The sequence below is a fragment of the Anoxybacillus amylolyticus genome (assembly GCF_001634285.1).
Lineage (GTDB): Bacteria > Bacillota > Bacilli > Bacillales > Anoxybacillaceae > Anoxybacteroides > Anoxybacteroides amylolyticum.
Window position 1 is genome coordinate 1 of the sequence record NZ_CP015440.1, and the last position, 18,875, is coordinate 18,875.

The 18,875-nt window shown below is 41.3% G+C and carries 14 protein-coding genes, 7 tRNA genes, 1 pseudogene and 1 riboswitch; of the genes and pseudogenes, 16 read left to right on the top strand and 6 right to left on the bottom strand.

Going from position 1 to position 18,875, the window contains the following annotated elements; all coding sequences use genetic code 11:
* Positions 1 to 59: 59 nt before the first annotated feature.
* From GFC30_RS15880 to glmS, 14 genes are all read left to right on the top strand, one after another.
* Positions 60 to 135: transfer RNA gene (locus GFC30_RS15880), tRNA-Val, on the top strand.
* Positions 136 to 291: 156 nt separating this feature from the next.
* Positions 292 to 367 (top strand) — tRNA-Thr (locus GFC30_RS15885).
* 8 nt (positions 368 to 375) lie between these two features.
* Positions 376 to 460: transfer RNA gene (locus tag GFC30_RS15890), tRNA-Tyr, on the top strand.
* 398 nt (positions 461 to 858) lie between these two features.
* Positions 859 to 933, top strand: a tRNA-Gln gene (locus tag GFC30_RS15895).
* 161 nt (positions 934 to 1,094) lie between these two features.
* Positions 1,095 to 1,167: transfer RNA gene (locus GFC30_RS15900), tRNA-Lys, on the top strand.
* Between the two features lie 6 nt (positions 1,168 to 1,173).
* Positions 1,174 to 1,248: transfer RNA gene (locus GFC30_RS15905), tRNA-Gly, on the top strand.
* Positions 1,249 to 1,261: 13 nt separating this feature from the next.
* Positions 1,262 to 1,334, top strand: a tRNA-Ala gene (locus GFC30_RS15910).
* A gap of 542 nt (positions 1,335 to 1,876) precedes the next feature.
* The gene (gene rocF / locus GFC30_RS15915; RefSeq protein ID WP_066328126.1) at positions 1,877 to 2,779 is read left to right on the top strand and encodes an arginase; all 903 of its coding nucleotides are present in this window, start codon (positions 1,877 to 1,879) and stop codon (positions 2,777 to 2,779) included.
* Between the two features lie 135 nt (positions 2,780 to 2,914).
* Positions 2,915 to 3,478: an RNA polymerase sigma factor SigW gene (sigW, locus tag GFC30_RS15920; protein ID WP_066328042.1), complete on the top strand. Its 564-nt coding sequence runs from the start codon at positions 2,915 to 2,917 to the stop codon at positions 3,476 to 3,478.
* 12 nt (positions 3,479 to 3,490) lie between these two features.
* A complete protein-coding gene (locus GFC30_RS15925) occupies positions 3,491 to 4,093 on the top strand; it encodes an anti-sigma factor family protein (protein WP_066328044.1) in 603 nt (200 codons plus the stop codon).
* Positions 4,094 to 4,192: 99 nt separating this feature from the next.
* Positions 4,193 to 5,014, top strand: a complete 822-nt coding sequence (gene cdaA / locus GFC30_RS15930) for a diadenylate cyclase CdaA (protein WP_066328047.1) — start codon at positions 4,193 to 4,195, stop codon at positions 5,012 to 5,014.
* Position 5,015: 1 nt separating this feature from the next.
* On the top strand, positions 5,016 to 6,254 hold the full coding sequence (locus GFC30_RS15935) for a CdaR family protein (protein ID WP_066328129.1): 1,239 nt from the start codon (positions 5,016 to 5,018) through the stop codon (positions 6,252 to 6,254).
* Positions 6,255 to 6,275: 21 nt separating this feature from the next.
* On the top strand, positions 6,276 to 7,619 hold the full coding sequence (gene glmM / locus GFC30_RS15940; protein WP_066328048.1) for a phosphoglucosamine mutase: 1,344 nt from the start codon (positions 6,276 to 6,278) through the stop codon (positions 7,617 to 7,619).
* A 393-nt stretch (positions 7,620 to 8,012) separates the two neighbouring features.
* Positions 8,013 to 9,815, top strand: a complete 1,803-nt coding sequence (gene glmS / locus GFC30_RS15945; RefSeq protein ID WP_066328052.1) for a glutamine--fructose-6-phosphate transaminase (isomerizing) — start codon at positions 8,013 to 8,015, stop codon at positions 9,813 to 9,815.
* Between the two features lie 89 nt (positions 9,816 to 9,904).
* On the opposite strand, the gene GFC30_RS15950 is transcribed toward glmS, so the two are convergent.
* The 4 genes and pseudogenes from GFC30_RS15950 to GFC30_RS15965 all read right to left on the bottom strand — a co-directional run bounded on the left by GFC30_RS15950 (position 9,905) and on the right by GFC30_RS15965 (position 14,166).
* The gene (locus GFC30_RS15950; RefSeq protein ID WP_066328058.1) at positions 9,905 to 10,354 is read right to left on the bottom strand and encodes an acyl-CoA thioesterase; all 450 of its coding nucleotides are present in this window, start codon (positions 10,352 to 10,354) and stop codon (positions 9,905 to 9,907) included.
* A pseudogene (gene metE / locus GFC30_RS15955) lies at positions 10,345 to 11,931 on the bottom strand (5-methyltetrahydropteroyltriglutamate--homocysteine S-methyltransferase); the annotation flags it as partial. The gene GFC30_RS15950 and the pseudogene metE, both read right to left, overlap by 10 nt.
* Before the next feature lie 163 nt (positions 11,932 to 12,094).
* Positions 12,095 to 13,336, bottom strand: a complete 1,242-nt coding sequence (locus GFC30_RS15960; RefSeq protein WP_066328059.1) for an IS4 family transposase — start codon at positions 13,334 to 13,336, stop codon at positions 12,095 to 12,097.
* 119 nt (positions 13,337 to 13,455) lie between these two features.
* Entirely contained in the window at positions 13,456 to 14,166 is a 711-nt protein-coding gene (locus tag GFC30_RS15965; protein WP_066328060.1) for a uroporphyrinogen decarboxylase/cobalamine-independent methonine synthase family protein, read from the bottom strand.
* Positions 14,167 to 14,307: 141 nt separating this feature from the next.
* A riboswitch (cobalamin riboswitch) is annotated at positions 14,308 to 14,497 on the bottom strand.
* 585 nt (positions 14,498 to 15,082) lie between these two features.
* Here GFC30_RS15965 and GFC30_RS15970 point away from each other — a divergent pair.
* On the top strand, positions 15,083 to 16,174 hold the full coding sequence (locus GFC30_RS15970; RefSeq protein WP_066328061.1) for a SagB/ThcOx family dehydrogenase: 1,092 nt from the start codon (positions 15,083 to 15,085) through the stop codon (positions 16,172 to 16,174).
* A gap of 42 nt (positions 16,175 to 16,216) precedes the next feature.
* Here GFC30_RS15970 and GFC30_RS15975 read toward each other — a convergent pair whose 3' ends face one another.
* Positions 16,217 to 16,735: an IS630 family transposase gene (locus GFC30_RS15975; protein ID WP_066328063.1), complete on the bottom strand. Its 519-nt coding sequence runs from the start codon at positions 16,733 to 16,735 to the stop codon at positions 16,217 to 16,219.
* Between the two features lie 12 nt (positions 16,736 to 16,747).
* Positions 16,748 to 17,275 (bottom strand): helix-turn-helix domain-containing protein, encoded by a 528-nt coding sequence (locus tag GFC30_RS15980; RefSeq protein WP_066328064.1) that lies wholly within the window; start codon positions 17,273 to 17,275, stop codon positions 16,748 to 16,750.
* Positions 17,276 to 17,796: 521 nt separating this feature from the next.
* Here GFC30_RS15980 and GFC30_RS15985 point away from each other — a divergent pair.
* Positions 17,797 to 18,873, top strand: coding sequence for a SagB/ThcOx family dehydrogenase (locus GFC30_RS15985; RefSeq protein ID WP_066328066.1), 1,077 nt, complete (start codon positions 17,797 to 17,799; stop codon positions 18,871 to 18,873).
* Positions 18,874 to 18,875: the final 2 nt, after the last annotated feature.

Genomic DNA, 18,875 nt, shown 5'->3' on the forward strand with positions numbered 1-18,875 from the left:
CGCCCTTTCACGGCGGTAACACGGGTTCGAATCCCGTACGGGTCACTTTCTTTTTGTTCGGAGGATTAGCTCAGCTGGGAGAGCACTTGCCTTACAAGCAAGGGGTCGGCGGTTCGATCCCGTCATCCTCCACCATTATTGTTTGCCGGCTTAGCTCAATTGGTAGAGACGAGCAACACATCCGTGAATAAGCTACGAGTTGCCTCGACGCATCCAGCCTCCTCGAATGACCTAGCAGAGGAAGAGGCACAACTGGCAAACATTTCAAAGGCTTGGTATATTTCATATTCTGCCGGCTTAGCTCAATTGGTAGAGCAACTGACTTGTAATCAGTAGGTTGCGGGTTCAAGTCCTGCAGCCGGCACCATTTTCGATGGAGGGGTAGCGAAGCGGCCAAACGCGGCGGACTGTAAATCCGCTCCCTGTGGGTTCGGCGGTTCGAATCCGTCCCCCTCCACCATTTATACATATATAATAAAACAACGACGTTATTTCACTGTTTGCATCTTGAAATAACTTTTTTATTTGTCTTTTGGTCGTATGATTTGTTGTTTATGTAGGATAATAACGCTTGGGATTATTAAGATTTCGTGGATTTCTTACAGAAATCGCCAAAATAATTTCTGCGGTGCTGATTATACAAAGCGTTTAATTATGTTTTTAAATCGTAATATCAATGTCGGAACATTTCCCGAATTTCCTAATAGAAATTCGAGAAATGTTCCTTAAGTGATTTGCGAATTTAGTCATTGTCGACGATATTTCGCAAAATTTCCTTCAGAAATTTTTCAAAATATCGTCTTGCGGTGTTAGTTCATGAAGTTAATTCTATGATGTTAATTCATGAAGTTGTATCAATGGGCTATAGCCAAGCGGTAAGGCAACGGACTTTGACTCCGTGATGCGCTGGTTCGAATCCAGCTAGCCCAGCCATTTATATAAAAAATGAGCCATTAGCTCAGCAACGAGCAAAGCTCCGTTGAATTTGCTGCGAGTTGTCCCGACGCACTTGGCATCTTGAATGTGCTAGCAGAGGAAGGGACAGGTAGAGTACGATTGGATATATATTTAAAACGTAGAATCCTTTTTATGACGAGCCATTAGCTCAGTAGGTAGAGCATCTGACTTTTAATCAGAGGGTCGGAGGTTCGAGTCCTCCATGGCTCACTGTTTGCGGAAGTAGTTCAGTGGTAGAACACCACCTTGCCAAGGTGGGGGTCGCGGGTTCGAGTCCCGTCTTCCGCTCCAGCAGAATATGTTCGGGGCCTTAGCTCAGCTGGGAGAGCGCCTGCTTTGCACGCAGGAGGTCATCGGTTCGATCCCGATAGGCTCCATCGACCCTTAAATCGAATGATTTAAGGGTTTTTTGCTTTTTATCGCTACGAAATGCGAATAAATATTCAGAAATGTGTCGAGTTGAGTCAACGTTTGTTTTTCCGCTACAATAGAGAAAGGATAAGGGGAAGGAGAGAGACAGCGTCAACTACCTCCACTTAGCTAACGCTTGAAGCGGGGGCTTGCAACTCCCCAGAAGTGCGAACGGACTTCGTCCTCCTTCCTTGACTTGGGGTTGCATCAGGGGCAGGTTGACGACTACCCAACGACATAGGTCATGCCTATATCGCTACCGAGTGGCTCGGCATGTCTGTAGGCAGTACTTGACTTCCACGCACAACAGACGGATGTACGCTCGATGTTTTACGGTTGCAACGTTTCCTGCAACCAACTCCCTACATCGAGTAACGGGGATTGGAGTACCTTGATTCAACGGTTTCCTCCACATTCTTATTCTATCATATACAAAAGAAAGGAGGAAGGGCGATTCCTCCCCGACTTTCGCTCTCGCTTAGAAGTCGGGGTCTCCTCGCCAAAGATGATGAAGAAAATATCGATTATCGGTGTTCCGATGGATTTAGGGCAAACACGCCGCGGAGTAGATATGGGTCCAAGTGCTATTCGTTATGCGGGAGTTGTCGAGAGACTAGAACGCCTTCAGTATGAAATGGAAGATTTAGGCGATATTGCAATCGGCAAAGCAGAACGCATTGATGATGAAGGGGTACGGCTAAATTTACGGAATTTGAAAGCGGTTGCTGAGGCGAACGAAAAATTGGCGCAAACCGTTGATGAAGTCATTCGAAAAGGCAATTTTCCGCTTGTATTAGGCGGCGACCATAGTATTGCTATTGGCACATTAGCCGGTGTGGCCAAACATTATGAAAACCTCGGCGTCATTTGGTACGATGCTCACGGGGATTTAAATACGGCGGAAACGTCCCCTTCAGGAAATATTCATGGCATGCCGTTAGCAGCGAGCCTTGGGTTAGGACATCCTGCATTGACACAAATTGGCGGATATAGTCCGAAAGTAAAGCCGGAAAACATTGTCCTCATCGGCGCACGGGCGCTTGACGAAGGAGAAAAGCAATTAATTCGTGAAAAAGGCATTAAAGTATATACGATGCATGAAATTGACCGGCTCGGCATGACAAGAGTGATGGAAGAAACGATTGCTTACTTAAAAGAGCGAACAGATGGGGTGCATTTATCATTAGACTTAGATGGGCTTGATCCTCACGACGCTCCAGGAGTAGGAACGCCAGTGATCGGTGGACTTACGTATCGCGAGAGCCACTTGGCAATGGAAATGCTCGCTGAAGCTCAACTGATTACTTCAGCGGAATTTGTCGAAGTGAATCCGATTTTAGACGAGCGAAATAAAACAGCTTCTGTTGCCGTAGCATTAATGGGCTCGCTTTTTGGCGAAAAATTAGTCTAACATTTTATCCAGCAGGCGAAAATTCGTCTGCTGTTTTTTTTTGTAAATATGATAAAATAAAGTGTTGAGAATGAAACTTTTCCGGCTACGAAACGTATACAATAATAGCCGCAATGAGCGGGGGTATTGTGAATTATGGACTTGTTTGTGAACAAAAGAATTAAAGCGATTCAAAAGGGTGACCAAAATGCGTATGCGGAAATTGTCGAGCTTTATAAAGAGAAAGTGTATCGAATTTGTTACCGCATGCTCGGTAATCGCCATGAGGCAGAGGACGCGGCACAAGAAGCGTTTATTCGCGCATATGTAAACATTGATAGGTACAACCCAGCGATGAAGTTTTCCTCGTGGCTATATCGAATTGCGACTAACTTGTCCATCGACAAATTGCGCAAAAAAAAGCCGGATGTATATTTAGACGAAGAAGTAAGCGGAGCAGAAGGGCTGACGATGTATTCTCAACTTCCTGCAACCGATGTCTCTCCGGAAGATACGGTAGAAAGCTTAGAATTGCAAGAAACGGTGCAAAAAGCGATTGAAAAGCTTCCGGAAAAATACCGAAGCGTTATTGTGTTAAAATATATAGAAGATTTGTCGTTACAAGAAATAAGCGAAATTCTTGATTTACCGATCGGGACTGTGAAAACAAGAATTCACCGCGGCAGAGAAGCGTTACGAAAGCATTTAGGTCATTTATAAGAGGTGAAAAATATGAAGTGTCCGGATCATGTCGTGCAGTGGATGCATGATTATTTAGATGGTGATATCGCCCCTAACGATGAACAAGCGCTGCGAGAACATTTGCAGCAATGTCCATCATGTTCTCATCATTTTAATAGCTTAAAAAAGACGGTGGCATTTATTCAGCACTGTTCGCATCTCGTCCCGTCCGCAGATTTTACAGTAAACGTTATGGCAAGGCTGCCGAAAGAAAAGAGAAGAATTCGTTTAGGCAGATGGTTAAAAAATCACCCGTTTATCGCAGCAGCATCATTGTTTTTCCTTTTAATGATTGGTAGCCTATATACGATGTGGAATCAAGAGCAGCAATTTTCTGTTTCTACGCGCGAAAACGTCGTTATCCATGGCCATACCGTCATTGTGCCGAAAGGAAAAACAGTGGATGGTGACATTGTCGTGCGAAATGGAACGATTAAAATTGAAGGAAAAGTCAACGGTAACGTCACTGTGATCCATGGGGAAAAGTATCTGGCTTCTGCTGGACAAGTAACGGGCGAAGTGGAAGAAATCAATGAAGCGTTTGATTGGATTTGGTATAATATAAAAAGCGCAGTAAAAGGTTTGTTGGAGTAAAAAGCCGTCTTTTTGGCGGCTCTTTTTCTGCATGTGATATAATAAAGGAGTTGTGTAAATAAAATATAGAGGAATTTGAGCGATAAAGGAAGTGTGAGAATGTCTTTTGGAGAGCTCCCGGTGTTGAGTTATGTCACAAAAGTCGTCGATATTCTTGTTGTTTGGTACGTTATTTATAAATTAATTATGGTCATCCGTGGAACGAAGGCGGTTCAGCTTTTAAAAGGAATCATTCTTATTATATTAGTAAGAATTGTAAGTAATTTTTTAGGGCTTAGTACACTACAATGGTTGATGGATCAAGCATTAACGTGGGGATTTTTAGCGATTATCATCATTTTCCAACCAGAACTAAGAAGAGCGCTTGAACAGCTAGGAAGGGGAAAATTGTTTTCTAGAAGTACGATTCCAGAAGAAGAAGAGCGGGCACAGATGGTAGAAGCGATTGTCAAGGCGACCGAATACATGGCCAAACGGCGTATAGGTGCTCTTATCTCTGTTGAGCGTGAAACGGGGATGGGGGACTACATTGAAACAGGAATTCCTTTGAATGCCTGCGTTTCGTCCGAGTTGTTGATTAATATTTTCATTCCGAACACACCGCTACACGACGGGGCAGTCATTATTCAAAAAAATTTTATCGCCGCAGCGGGATGTTATTTACCGTTATCGGAGAGCCCGTTTATTTCAAAAGAACTGGGAACACGTCATCGTGCGGCATTAGGAATTAGTGAAGTGACAGACAGTGTGACAGTTATTGTATCAGAGGAAACGGGTGCGGTGTCAGTAACCAAAAACGGGGAGCTACATCGGGATTTAACTCCAGAACAATTTTCCGAATTACTGAAAAAGGAGCTAATCCCAGCAACAAAGACGACTTCTTCATCCCGTTGGCAATGGAGGGGGAAGAAGCATGGATAAACTGGATAATTTAATGAATAACCATTGGTTTATGAAAATTTTTGCGCTGCTATTGGCGATTATGTTGTATATGTCAGTCAATATTGAAGGGAAAGAGTCAAAATCAGGGATTACGCGCAATTCAATTGGTCAGACAGATGTGGAAACCGTGACCAATGTTCCTGTCGTCACGTATTATGATGAGCAGAATTTAGTGGTGTCCGGTGTCCCCAAAACAGTGAATGTGACGCTAGAAGGGCCTGCAAGCATTGTAAAGCCGACGGCGTTGCAGCGGGATTTTGAAATATATGTTGATTTAGCAAACTTAGAGTTAGGGACATATACCGTTCCGCTGAAATATAAAAACATTTCCGATAAGCTCAAGGTGACGATTGAACCATCTACAACGAAAGTAACAATCCAAGAGAAAGTTTCTCGTGATTTCTCTGTTGATGTTGACTTTATTCATAAAAATAAATTGGTTGATGGCTATTCTGTGGAAGAGCCAATTGTAAAGCCGAGTGTCGTCACGATTACGGGAGCGAAAGATGTAGTAGAAAGGATAGCACTAGTGAAGGCAAGAGTTGACCTAGATGGAGCTGTCGATACAGTGAAGCAAGAATCACGAGTAAGGGCGTACGATCGCGAAGGAAAGTTGTTAGATGTAAACATTAACCCTTCTGTCGTGGAGGTGACGGTGCCAATTAAAAGCCCAAGCAAGTCGGTTCCCCTAAAAATTAATCGGACAGGGACTTTAAAAGCAGGGCTAAGTATTGTTAAAATAGAAGCCGTTCCGAGTGAAGTGACGATTTTCGGTCCGAAAGACAAAATTGACCCGATTGAGTTTATTGATGGCATTACGATTAATCTCGATGATATTACGAGCGATACGACGCTAGAAGTGCCAGTTCCGCTTCCAGAAGGGGTTAAAAGTGTTGATCCAGCGAAGGTAAAAATTCATATCGAGGTACAACAGGAAGAGACAAAAACGTTCTCGTCTTTGCCGATCCACATTATTGGATTAGGAGACAAATACAATGTGCAATTTTTAAATCCGAAAGACGGGAACATGGATGTCCAAGTATACGGTGCTCCTAGTGTACTTAACAGCATTCGAGCGGACGACCTTCAGCTGTATGTGAATGCGAGTGAGTTAGGGGTCGGTGAGCACGATGTGGAAGTCGAAGTGAACGGTCCACAAAATATTACATGGAAGTTGCCAGACAATAAAGCGAAGATTCGAATTAGCCAGCGATCATGAAATAAAGGAGAGATTCGTGTAATGGGTAAGTATTTTGGTACCGATGGTGTACGCGGAGTAGCAAACAGTGAATTAACACCAGAGTTGGCGTTTAAAATCGGCCGCTGCGGCGGATATGTGCTTACGAAAGACAAAGAACGTCCGAAAGTGTTAATTGGGCGTGACACACGTATTTCTGGACATATGTTGGAAGGAGCGCTTGTCGCAGGATTGCTTTCCATTGGAGCGGAGGTCATGCGTCTTGGCGTCATTTCGACGCCAGGCGTGGCCTATTTGACAAAAGCGTTAGGAGCACAGGCTGGGATCATGATTTCTGCCTCACATAATCCCGTGCAAGATAACGGCATTAAGTTTTTCGGTCCAGATGGGTTTAAATTGTCAGATGAACAAGAGCTAGAAATTGAAGCACTTCTTGATAGTGAACAAGATACGTTACCTCGCCCAATCGGTAAAAATTTAGGGCAAGTAAACGACTATTTTGAAGGCGGACAAAAATATTTACAATATTTAAAGCAAACGGTGGACGAAGATTTTTCGGGCATTCACGTTGCGCTTGATTGCGCCCATGGGGCAACGTCGTCATTAGCGACGCATTTATTTGCCGATTTAGATGCCGATGTGTCTACGATGGGCGCGTCTCCAAACGGATTAAACATTAACGACAGTGTCGGTTCGACACACCCAGAGGCGTTAGCCGCGTTTGTGAAGGAAAAAGAGGCCGATGTGGGCTTGGCGTTTGATGGCGATGGCGACCGATTAATTGCCGTTGATGAAAACGGTCAAATCGTTGACGGTGACCAAATTATGTACATTTGCGCGAAATATTTAAATGAACATGGCCGCTTAAAGCATCAAACGGTTGTATCGACGGTGATGAGCAATCTCGGTTTTTATAAAGCGCTTGAAGCACAAGGAATCAAAAGCGTACAAACAGCAGTTGGCGACCGTTACGTTGTCGAAGAGATGAAAAAGAACGGCTACAATTTAGGTGGAGAACAATCGGGGCATATTATTTTCCTCGATTACAACACGACAGGTGACGGGTTACTGACGGCGTTACAGCTTGTCAACATTATGAAAATGACGAAAAAGCCGCTTTCTGAGCTGGCGGGGGAAATGAAAAAATATCCACAAACATTAGTGAACGTGAAAGTAACAGACAAACAGGAGGCGATTGCGAATGAAGAGGTACAGCGTGTCATTCGCGAAGTAGAAGAAGAGATGGCTGGAAACGGCCGCATTCTCGTTCGCCCGTCTGGTACCGAACCGCTCGTTCGCGTGATGGCAGAAGCGTCAACAAATGAACTTTGCGATCAATACGTCGAGCGCATTGCCTCTGTTATTCGCGACCGATTTGGCGCATAATAAAGTATTTGGTAAACAATATGCATAAATGGAACGATTTATTCCATTTATGCATATTTTGTTTATACAGGGGGTAATCGATGCACATTGACGTTTGCCTCTTTGTTGTTGTAAACTATTGTTGTTTGACATCTTACATGAAAGGAGGGTAGCAGAAAACAACTGTATAAAAGCGCCTGGACTAAGCTTTGGACGAGAAAAAAGCTTAGTTGACGAGGAGGAGGTTTATCGAGTGTTCGGCGGATGCCTCCCGGTTGTTGCGATTACAACCGCAAACCTTTCCTTAAAACAAAGAGGCGACTCTTTGCACAAAGGGAAAGGTATAATCGCCAATTTTTATTACGAAAAGGGGCAAGAGCCCCTTCTTGCCCCTATGATTAGGGAGGACTTGTTATGTGCGGAATCGTTGGTTATATTGGTGAACAACCATCAAAAGAAATTTTATTGTACGGATTAGAAAAATTAGAATATCGCGGGTATGACTCCGCAGGTATTGCGCTATTAAATGGACAAGGTGTACATGTGTTCAAAGAAAAAGGACGGATTGCCGATTTGCGTGCGATTGTCGCAGAAGATGTGGACGCACCGCTTGGCATTGGTCATACACGTTGGGCGACACATGGCGTGCCAAACCGCGTCAATGCCCATCCACACCAAAGTGCATCAGGCCGCTTTACGCTTGTGCACAATGGGGTGATTGAAAACTATGAGTTGCTAAAACGTGATTATTTAGCACACGTGTCGTTTAAAAGTGACACAGATACAGAAGTGATCGTTCAGCTAATTGAAACGTTTGTAAACGACGGATTAACGGTAGAAGAAGCGTTTCGTAAGGCGCTTTCGTTATTGAAAGGTTCGTATGCGATCGCTTTAATTGATGCAGAAAATAATGGTGTCATTTATGCTGCGAAAAACAAAAGCCCGCTTTTAGCTGGATTAGGCGAAGGGTTTAATGTTGTTGCAAGCGATGCGTTGGCGATGCTGCAAGTGACCAGTCAATATGTTGAGTTAATGGATAAAGAAATCGTAATCGTCACAAAAGAAAGTGTGACGATTAAAAAGTTAAATGGGGAAGTGGTAGAGCGTGCGCCATACGTAGCGGAATTGGATGCAAGCGACATTGAAAAAGGAACGTATCCTTATTACATGTTAAAAGAAATTGACGAACAGCCGCTCGTCATTCGCCGTTTAATTGAAAAATATCGCAACGAACAAGGCGAGCTAGCGATTGATGAAGACATCGTGCAAGCAGTGAATGAAGCCGATCGTTTGTATATCGTTGCTTGCGGCACGAGCTATCATGCTGGCTTAGTCGGTAAACAATTGATTGAAAACTGGGCGAAAATCCCTGTTGAAGTGCATATCGCAAGCGAGTTTTCTTACAACATGCCGCTTTTATCGGAAAAACCGTTATTTATTTATATTTCACAAAGCGGAGAAACGGCGGACAGCCGTGCGGTGCTTGTACGCACGAAAGAGCTTGGTCATAAATCATTAACGATTACGAACGTGCCAGGTTCGACATTATCGCGCGAAGCAGACTATACGCTTCTTCTCCATGCTGGACCAGAAATCGCTGTCGCATCAACGAAAGCATATACAGCGCAAATTGCCGTGCTTGCGATGTTAGCATCGGTTGCCGCAAAAGCAAAAGGCATTGCGCTTGATGTCGACGTCACAAAAGAGCTTGGCATTGTTGCGAATGCGATGGAGACACTTTGCGATGCAAAACATGAAATGGAGCAAATTGCGCGCGAGTATTTAGCGACAACACGCAACTGCTTCTTTATCGGTCGTGCGGTTGACTATTATGTCGTATTAGAAGGTGCATTAAAGCTAAAAGAAATTTCTTACATTCAAGCAGAAGGGTTTGCGGGTGGAGAATTGAAGCACGGCACAATCGCTTTAATTGAAAACGGAACACCAGTGATTGCCCTAGCGACACAAGAACATGTCAACTTAAGCATTCGCGGGAACGTAAAAGAAGTTGTCGCTCGCGGCGCTAATCCGTGCATCATCTCGATGAAAGGATTAGACATGGAGGACGACCGTTTCGTCATCCCAGCCGTTCATCCGATGCTTACACCGCTTGTGTCTGTCGTGCCATTGCAATTAATTGCTTACTATGCGGCATTACACCGTGGCTGCGACGTCGACAAACCGCGCAATTTAGCGAAATCAGTGACGGTGGAGTAAAGCGTAGACATATATGATTGGGTGATAAAAAACACACGTCATGGATTACGATGTATGTAATCGGACGTGTGTTTTTTCGTGTAAGCAAGCTATGCCTTGTTGTTTCGTTTGTTTTGCTGATACAGTTGTACAAGCTTTTCTTCTCGTTCGCTAATGATGACTTTTGGAACAGGCGTCGGTTTTTTGTTTTGATCGATGGCGACCATTGTTAAAAAGCATGTGGTTGTTAAGCAATGTTCGCCTGTAAATAAATCTTCTGTTTCGACTTTGACGAATACTTTCATTGATGTGCGTCCGGTCGAATAGACGAATGCTTCGAGTTTTAAAATATCGCCAACTTTCGCTGAAGAAATAAAGTCAACTTTGTCGATCGAAACGGTGACGACCGCTTTCCGTGCATGGCGCATGGCGGATACTGCCGCAATTTCATCAATATAAGCTAAAACGGTACCGCCAAAAATCGTGCCGAGATGGTTCGTATCAGAAGGCAATACGAGCCGCGTTTGAATTGTTTTCGACTGCTCGACGCTCACTTCCATGATTTCATCCCTCCATAAGCCAAGAGTCGCTCGCGGTATTCGTGGGCTGCTTCCACCATCACTTTGAGCGCGGCAATCGCTTCTTTTTCTTTTCGCGTTTTTAATCCGCAATCAGGATTGACCCAAAATTGTTCTGGACGGAGGACGCGGAGCGCTCGTTCGATTTGTTCGCTTATTTCTTCTTTTGTCGGAACGCGCGGGCTATGAATGTCGTAAACTCCTAGGCCAATTTCCTTTTGATACTCATATGTTTCAAACGCAGAAACAAGCTCACCATGGCTTCGTGACGATTCAATAGAAATGACGTCCGCATCGAGCTCATCAATGATATGCAGCATATGTTCAAACTGAGAATAACACATATGGGTATGAATTTGCGTTTCTTCTTTCACCGATGAGGTAGCGAGACGAAATGCTGTGACAGCATCTTCCCAATATGATGCATGTTTCTCTTTTTTGAGCGGCAATCCTTCCCGCAACGCTGGCTCATCGACTTGAATGATGCGTATCCCTTCCTTTTCTAACTGCAATACTTCCTCACGAATGGCAAGGGCGAGCTGCATGAGCGCATGTTTTCGTGAAATATCGTCGCGAACGAACGACCAGTTTAAAATGGTTACAGGGCCTGTCAGTATTCCTTTGACAGGTTTATTTGTCAGCGACTGAGCATACACGGTTTCTTCTACGGTCATCGGTTGTTGGTAGGAAATATCGCTAAAAATAATGGGTGGACGAACACAACGCGATCCGTACGATTGTACCCAACCGTTTGTCGTGCATGCCATTCCTTGCAGTTTTTCACCGAAAAATTCAACCATATCTGTGCGTTCAAATTCGCCGTGAACAAGTACATCAAGTTGTAGCTGTTCTTGAATCTTGATCCATTTTGCAATTTCTTTCTTTATAAACGACTTGTATTTATTGTCGTTCCATTCGCCTTTTTTCCATTTCATCCGAGCTTGGCGCACTTCGTTTGTTTGCGGGAAGCTGCCAATCGTCGTTGTCGGAAAAAGCGGAAGGTGTAAATGTGCTTGTTGTACTTTTTTTCTTTCGTTGTAAGGTGTTCTTCTTAACGGAACGGCTGTGATGTCGTTTGTTCGTTCTTGTTCACGGAACTTAGCTAAATAAATGTTTGTTTGTTCATCGTATTTTATTAGCTCGTCGATTGTTGTGTTTCCTTTCATATATTCTGTTAGCATCCGTATTTCATCTAATTTTTCATCGGCAAATGATAAAGCCCCAGCAAGCTCCGTTGGCAACGTATGTTCATGTTTTGTCGTGACAGGGACGTGCAGTAAGCTGCAAGACGGTTGGATGATCAGCTGTTCAGCAACGCTTGCTAAATGATGAAGGAGCGTTGCTTTTTGTACAAGCGAGCTTTTCCATACATTGCGACCATCTACAATCCCAGCAACTAATATTTTATCTTTCGGAAATCCATGTATGTTTACATGTTTAACGTTTTCCCCATCGTCATGCACAAAGTCAAGTCCAATGCCTGCGACAGGTAAAGCAATCACTTCACGGTAGTGTGATACGCTAGCAAAATATGTTTGTAAAATAAGGTTTATATTTGGTCACTAACATTGCATAAACTTCATTACCTAAATGTCAAGATTTCTGCGTTTCAATAGGGTATGCCAGCACACTAATAAGACGGAATATTCTGTATTCCAAAAAAACAAAAAAGACGGATCACCCCGTGATGATTCTATATCCATATTTTTCTACAACCCCTTACTATTTCCACGGCGCAAGAAAGATAGGGTCATACTCTAATTCATCGAGATGCTCCACCTCCCCCTCTACCCATTGTTGCTCTATCCGTTCGAACTCCTCTACCCAGCGATAGGTTCGTCTTCCTTTCGATTTTCGAGACGGTTTCCGAAACAACGAGCGAATCACTTCCGAAAATGGCTGGAAAAGAAGCAGACGGATTGTTCGCTTCACTTCTAACAATGTCCCCTTATACCCTGTTTTCACTTGTAGAAGGACTTGCAAGCAGTAAGTGATGAGTGCCACCCAGATTTGCGTATACACCGCGTTCTCGCTCGTTCCCCAAAACCGTTTGATTCGTAAATGTTGCTTCATCCATTTAAAAAACGTTTCAATTTTCCACCGACAGCGATACAAATCTGCGATTTCCTTGGCGGATCGATCGAAACAATTGGTCACTAAGACAATGACCGTTCCTTCGCTGTCCTTCGTTTGAATCAGGCGAAGGGGATGTTTCATTTTCGTCTTGTTCGTCCCAAGAACCCCTTCTTGATCCCGCATCATCGACTCGTCATCTGGGCGTTGTTCATTCCATACTTCGACAATCGCATTGTCTTTCAAACGGGTGATGAACGAAATTCCTTCTTCGCACAATCGATCGAACTGCTGGTAATCGACATATCCCCGATTGAATAAATAAATGGCTTCCTCATCGTAGGTGATGAGTTCCTCCATTTGTGTTCGATCTGCGTGTTTGGCAGGAAGGAGAACCCCTCGATCAGGAATCGTCATGTCGTTTTGCACCACCACCCGCAAATGAAGGCGAACGCCTGCTTTGGTTTTCCGAAACGTTGCCCACGGATATTGCCCGATGCACATGCTCATCGTTGTCGAATCAATAATGTGTAATCGACGAATCTGTTCCACCGTCGGTGTTGCTTGGAGTTGACGCTGAATCGTCTGTACGAGATGATGGAAAATCGTCTCGAATAACGATGGAGAAAGATGTTTTAGCTTCCTTGATAGTTGCGACGTACTAATGGCATCCAACTCCAATTCCGTGTGAAGCTCTTTCGTGTCTTTTACGTGTTTCGCCATCGCTGTCAAGCTGTCGATTTCGTTGATTTGCGCAAAAATCAACAATTGTAAAAAACGATACGCAGACAGCTTTTTGATGTATTTATCTACGTCGATGATAGGGATTAGTTTCGAAAAAACACGCACATCGAGCTCTTTCCAAAGCGCTTGAAATGTGATACAATCCATGAGGAAACCTCCTTGTAATTAGGTGTTGGGTTGTGTGTGAAACATTCCTAATTATAAGGAGTTTTTTTATTTGTTGCATCCTTTTTTGTCTTCAGCTACTTGACAAAGCGAAAATTTTTTTATGCAAAGCTAATGATATTTGGTACATCGCGATGAAAAACTTCATACACATCACGAAAGGCATCGATGATGTCATCATCTACATTTTGAACGAGAATCGGTTCATCGATTTGTACGAATGACACGCCCGCTTCGCTTAGTTGTTTTAATAATTCCACATAAACAGGAACTAACTGTGCGAGATGTTTGCGCCACTCGTGTCTCTCGTATTGCTTAGAAAGCAAAAGAAACGTAATCGGCCCAAGCAACACAGGCTTTGTTTCCACATGGAATGTTTCCTTTACAAGCTTGTATTCTTTCAATAGGCGATTTTCCACTAATCCTGGCTTTGTTTGCTCAATCTCAGGAACGATGTAATGGTAATTTGTATTAAACCATTTCGTCATTTCAAGGGCATGTTGCCCATTCGTCCCGCGCGCCATCGCAAAATATTGCGCGAGCACATTGTCCATTTGTTTAAATCGCTCTGGAACATATCCGAACATAAAAGCTGTATCTAACACGTGATCGTATAAAGAAAAATCTCCGATTGGAATGAGATCAATTCCTCTTTCTAACTGTTTACGAATCGAATCGAGTCGAATGTGTTCCATCGTTTTTATGAATTGCTGTTCGTTTATTTGCCCATTCCAAAAAGAATCTAACGCTTTTTTCCATTCTCTTTTCTCACCAATGCGCGGATATCCTACATTTGAACTACGGATGAACAAGTTAAGCACCTCCAGTCATTTATATCCCAATCAAGTGAAAAAGCCCTCTTCCAAGCAGAAGGAGGGCATAGCTAGCTCGTATTGAGATACATGAAGTGCCTCAAGATCATATGTCCTCACTCCTCCCTATGACGCGTAGGTCGTAAGTGCATACAACAGGCAGGTCTCCTGACTTAGCTTCATCGCTGTCTATCTCCTTCCCATTTCAAATGAAACAGTGGATTGTGATAAACAGCTCTGCATCACAGTGGCGCGACCGTGTTGGACTTTCACCAAACTTCCCTTTTAAGATTCACAGCATGTGTGAACCACCTGTTGCGTGAACTTATTATTTTGTTGTATAAAATTCAGAATAAACTAACTTTTTGTTTTTTTCAACCGAAATATTTTTTGTGTGGTTTTTAGGGGGGGGGTGTAAATGGGTATATTTTTCTTTTAAGTTAATATTCATATTTTATTGATAATTTTATGTTAAAAAGTATTGATTTTTTTTTTTTTTTTTTTGTTATAGTTTTACATGTATAAAAATTAAATTATTTCAAATAAATTTAAAAAAAGGGAGGTGTTGATTGTAAAAATATGTACTGGACAAGTGATGTGTTTTCCTGAAAAAAGAATGTGGAAAAATCATTGATTTGCTGATTCTTCCTCACAAGCGTCAGTAGAGCGTGTTATAAAAAATCAAGTACAATTTTTTGTGAAGAGCCTTAATAATGTAAAGGAGGTGTTAAATGTGAAAAAAGAAGTTTCAAAAGAGGGAATTTCAAAAAAGAAAAAAGTTAATCTTAACCAACTAAAATTATTAAAAGTTTCTAACAAAGAAACTTATGTAAGAAGACAAATGGGTGAATAAAATAAATATGAGCTTCAATTGAAAAAATTCAATTGAGGCTCATATTTACGAGGAGAGAATACAATGAAATATTTTTTTAATCCAATGCTTCGATATTTTCATTTACAAAATGAGGAATATGTATTGGATTTATTAAACGAGGAATATTATTCTGTGGAAATATTATACAATGAGTTAATATTTGAGATACTTAAAATAACTAGTAATCAACCTTGTAATAAAAATGAGATTGTTGCTCAAATTCTAAGCCTTTACGAAATAGATAAAGACTTATTGTTTCAATTCTTAGAACAGTTGATTAAAGAAAAACTTTTATTGAGTGAATTAGATTATAGAAAAGAATGGTTAGATTTACAGGAACTTTGGAAAACTTTTAACTGGAACGAAGCATATGTATATCAGTTATTTAATAATGCAAAAAAGAAACTAGATTATTCTCAGTCTGGTTATGAAATTGATATAGAGGGTATGAGGGAATTTAAGAGAGAAAAAAATCCCCCGTCAATTTATAAAGAATATGATTCTAAACAAAAAAGAGTGCGCTTGAAAGAAGTAGCGACAATTAGTACAACTAATTTTTCCGTAAGGGATGTAATGATATCTAAAAAGGCAAAGAGTTCAAAGATAAACTTTGATCAATTATCATATCTCTTAAAAATGGTTTTTGGTCGTCAGGGAATAAAAACTACAAGTTTAGGAGACGAATACTTGCTAAAGACTAGTCCAAGTGGAGGGATTAAACATCCTACAGAATGCTATTTAATTACAACAAACAACATAAAACTAAGTGAGTTGAGTAAAAATTCAGTATATCATTATAGTGTCTATTCAAACAACTTAGTAGAAATAAATAACTTATCGGAAATTAACCTACAAAAAGTTTGTCCATTAATTAAAGAAAATTTAAATCATTACTCTTTAATAATAATTTTAACAAGTATTTTTGAACGGAGTATGTATAGGTATCGAGAAAGTAGATCTTTTAAGGCTGTTAATATTGATGTAGGACATTTGCTGTCTTCAGCAACGTTGATTTTAGATAGTTTAAACATATCTTATAATTTGAGCCATTCAACTTCCTTTGAATATGTTAATTCATTATTAAATATTGATGGACTGAAGGAAGCCAGCATTGGTTACATAGCTATTAAATAAGAAGAATTTATATACATCCAAATTGACATTTTAACCTCTGGTTCACGCAGCACACCCGATGCGGCGCAACACTTCATCTGGGTGCTGCAACACATATTGTTCAAAACGAGTAATAGACTGGGCAATGTCGTTTTGATTTTTATGCAAGACGTTGGCAATGACTTCATCTTTCAGCCACTTCCACAACCGTTCAATCGGATTCAAATGAGGCGAATACGGTGGCAGAAAAATAAAGTGAAATGCACCGCCTTCTTCACAATCGAGGAATGCTTGCACCATGTTGGCATGATGAATCCGTGCATTGTCCAACACAAGCACGATGAATCGATTCGGATATTTCTCTTTCAACAGGCGCAAAAAGTCTAGGAACGTCTCGGCATTGGCGGATGACGCACGATGAAACACGACATCGCCTTGTTGAACGTCGACTGCTCCAAAAATGGAAACGTGAGCGTGGTGACCGTAGCTTGGCACTTGTTTTTGATTGCCCACTTCTGCCCATGTCGTACGGAGCGCTTGATAGGCGCGAACATGCGTCTCATCTACATGAAGCAGAACCATCTGCTCAGTGATTCATTTTTTTATAAACTCGAGTTCTTTTTCAAAGGCAGCTTGAAGCGTTGGATCCCCTTTGACGAGCTTATCAGTCGGACGGGTCCACGACAAGCGAAGACGATGTAACAATTTGCGAATCCCTTCGCGTGACATGGAAACGCCATATGTTTGTTGGATGTAAGATTGCAAAATGCGTGTGTTCCATGACGAAGAAATGCCCCAACCGACATCAACGGGCGTGGTGGTTAAGACGAGTTGTCTGATTTCTTGTTGTTGTTCTTCCGTGAGAAACGGCACGCGACCGGGTGGCAAGCGACGATCGAGTAAATGATCGAGCCCTCCTTCATTAAAACGTGCAACGTAGAGGGCAACCGATTGACGGCATAAATTGATCATTTTCGCTACATCTTTTCCGAGATGCCCTTCCATGACGAGACGAACGGCAGTAACCCGAACGCGAAGAGAAGCATCTTTGATTTTCCGTTCTTGTTTCCGAAGTTTTTGAGGCGTCCAGCCATGATCATTTGTAATTTTAAGACGTTTCATGTCATTTCCGCTCCTTTTGTATAGGAATACTTAGGAGCAGTATAACCATGGAAAAAGGTGTTCATACAGAAGTCATCATTTTAAAGTGCATGTATATAGCCAGCCTCTGCTTGGTGAAGAGATCGAACAGAGGAATGTTGACACAAGGATGCCTAGGGACATGGGAGTGTTCTTCCGAATCAGCTATGCAGAGATCCAAGGTGCATCGCATTTATATCCCCGCACAGTGACAACGGAGCGCACCCACAGACTATTATATAAGATTCATCAATACAACATGTACTTGACGAGTGATACTTTTTTCTGAACAAGAATATGAAAAAATCATTAATTTGCTGATTTTTCCTCACAAGCATTAGTAGAACTTGTTATAAAAAATCAACTACAACTTTTGGTGAGGATCCATATATAAACAAAAATTCAAAAATACGTGATGGATTTTTTCGAAAAATATTTTTTGTCATCCCTAAGGTACAAGAAGTCTTGATATATCAATATTTCTAAAGGAAGGAGTTATTGTCATGGAAAAGTACTATTTAAACCCAGTTTTTATAGGGGATTTAGATCCAAACGAAAGTAGTTTTATTAAAATAACAATTCCTGTTCCGAATAGGGAGGTGAAGATTAGCCATGGTGAGTTTATTTCGTTAATTAAAGCTTTTAAAAGCAAAGAATATGTTGAAAAAAATGAACTCACTGCTATTTTCACTGGGACACAAATTCAGTATTTACTGGAACAGGAGCTAATCAAGAAAGAGCCATTTGATAATACTTATGCAGAGGGCATTCAGCAGTGGATAGATTATGGATGGCATGAGGCTTTAATATTCCATCTAATATCAAATAGAGTTGAATATGAAGACGATGATTGGGACTATAACAAAACTATAAATATGAGGAATGAGTTAATTAATAGATATTCCAATTTTTTATGTACCTATCTACCTCTTGATAATGTCTATGAGGTAAAATTATCTAATGAAGTAAAAAAGTTATCTCATGTCTCTTTTGAAAAGGCTCTACTGAATAGGAGATCTAATCAACCATGGAGTAAGGATAAATTTACACTAGATGAGCTTTCTGAAATACTTTATATATCTCTTTATAAGTTTAGAGAAAAAAGAAAAGTTAATGCAAAAATCTTAGAGGATAAAGATATAGAAAGTTACCATAAACTATATGAGATGTCTTATGTGGATTCTTTTTACTTATATGTTATTTCTTATGATATTGAAGGATTGGAAAATGGTATATATTTTTATGATATTTTAAACCACAAGTTGCTTTTAATAAAAAAAGGCTTATTTAGAAATGAAGTTACAGAAATTTGTATTGGTCAAAAGTTGGCTGGAAGCGGTAAAGTATCCATTGCATTAGCAATTGATTGGCTTCCTTATATGATAAGATATCAACATGAGAGAGCGTACAGAAATTTATTTATAGCTGCAGGTCAAATAATGCAAAGACTGTTAATAACCTTCTCCGGTATGAATAAATCTATGTTTATTACACCAGCTATACGTGAAGAAAAAGTAGATAAATTGATGGGACTTAATAACTTTGAGCAAGCAATAGTTTATTTTACTACGGCAGGTTGATG

Bases quoted from the DNA above. Each gene is read 5' to 3' on its own strand.
- rocF (WP_066328126.1), top strand. From the start codon at position 1,877: ATGAAGAAAATATCGATTATCGGTGTTCCGATGGATTTAGGGCAAACA.
- sigW (WP_066328042.1), top strand. From the start codon at position 2,915: ATGGACTTGTTTGTGAACAAAAGAATTAAAGCGATTCAAAAGGGTGAC.
- GFC30_RS15925 (WP_066328044.1), top strand. From the start codon at position 3,491: ATGAAGTGTCCGGATCATGTCGTGCAGTGGATGCATGATTATTTAGAT.
- cdaA (WP_066328047.1), top strand. From the start codon at position 4,193: ATGTCTTTTGGAGAGCTCCCGGTGTTGAGTTATGTCACAAAAGTCGTC.
- glmM (WP_066328048.1), top strand. From the start codon at position 6,276: ATGGGTAAGTATTTTGGTACCGATGGTGTACGCGGAGTAGCAAACAGT.
- glmS (WP_066328052.1), top strand. From the start codon at position 8,013: ATGTGCGGAATCGTTGGTTATATTGGTGAACAACCATCAAAAGAAATT.
- GFC30_RS15950 (WP_066328058.1), bottom strand. From the start codon at position 10,354: ATGGAAGTGAGCGTCGAGCAGTCGAAAACAATTCAAACGCGGCTCGTA.
- GFC30_RS15960 (WP_066328059.1), bottom strand. From the start codon at position 13,336: ATGGATTGTATCACATTTCAAGCGCTTTGGAAAGAGCTCGATGTGCGT.
- GFC30_RS15970 (WP_066328061.1), top strand. From the start codon at position 15,083: ATGAAATATTTTTTTAATCCAATGCTTCGATATTTTCATTTACAAAAT.
- GFC30_RS15975 (WP_066328063.1), bottom strand. From the start codon at position 16,735: ATGGTTCTGCTTCATGTAGATGAGACGCATGTTCGCGCCTATCAAGCG.
- GFC30_RS15980 (WP_066328064.1), bottom strand. From the start codon at position 17,275: ATGAAACGTCTTAAAATTACAAATGATCATGGCTGGACGCCTCAAAAA.
- GFC30_RS15985 (WP_066328066.1), top strand. From the start codon at position 17,797: ATGGAAAAGTACTATTTAAACCCAGTTTTTATAGGGGATTTAGATCCA.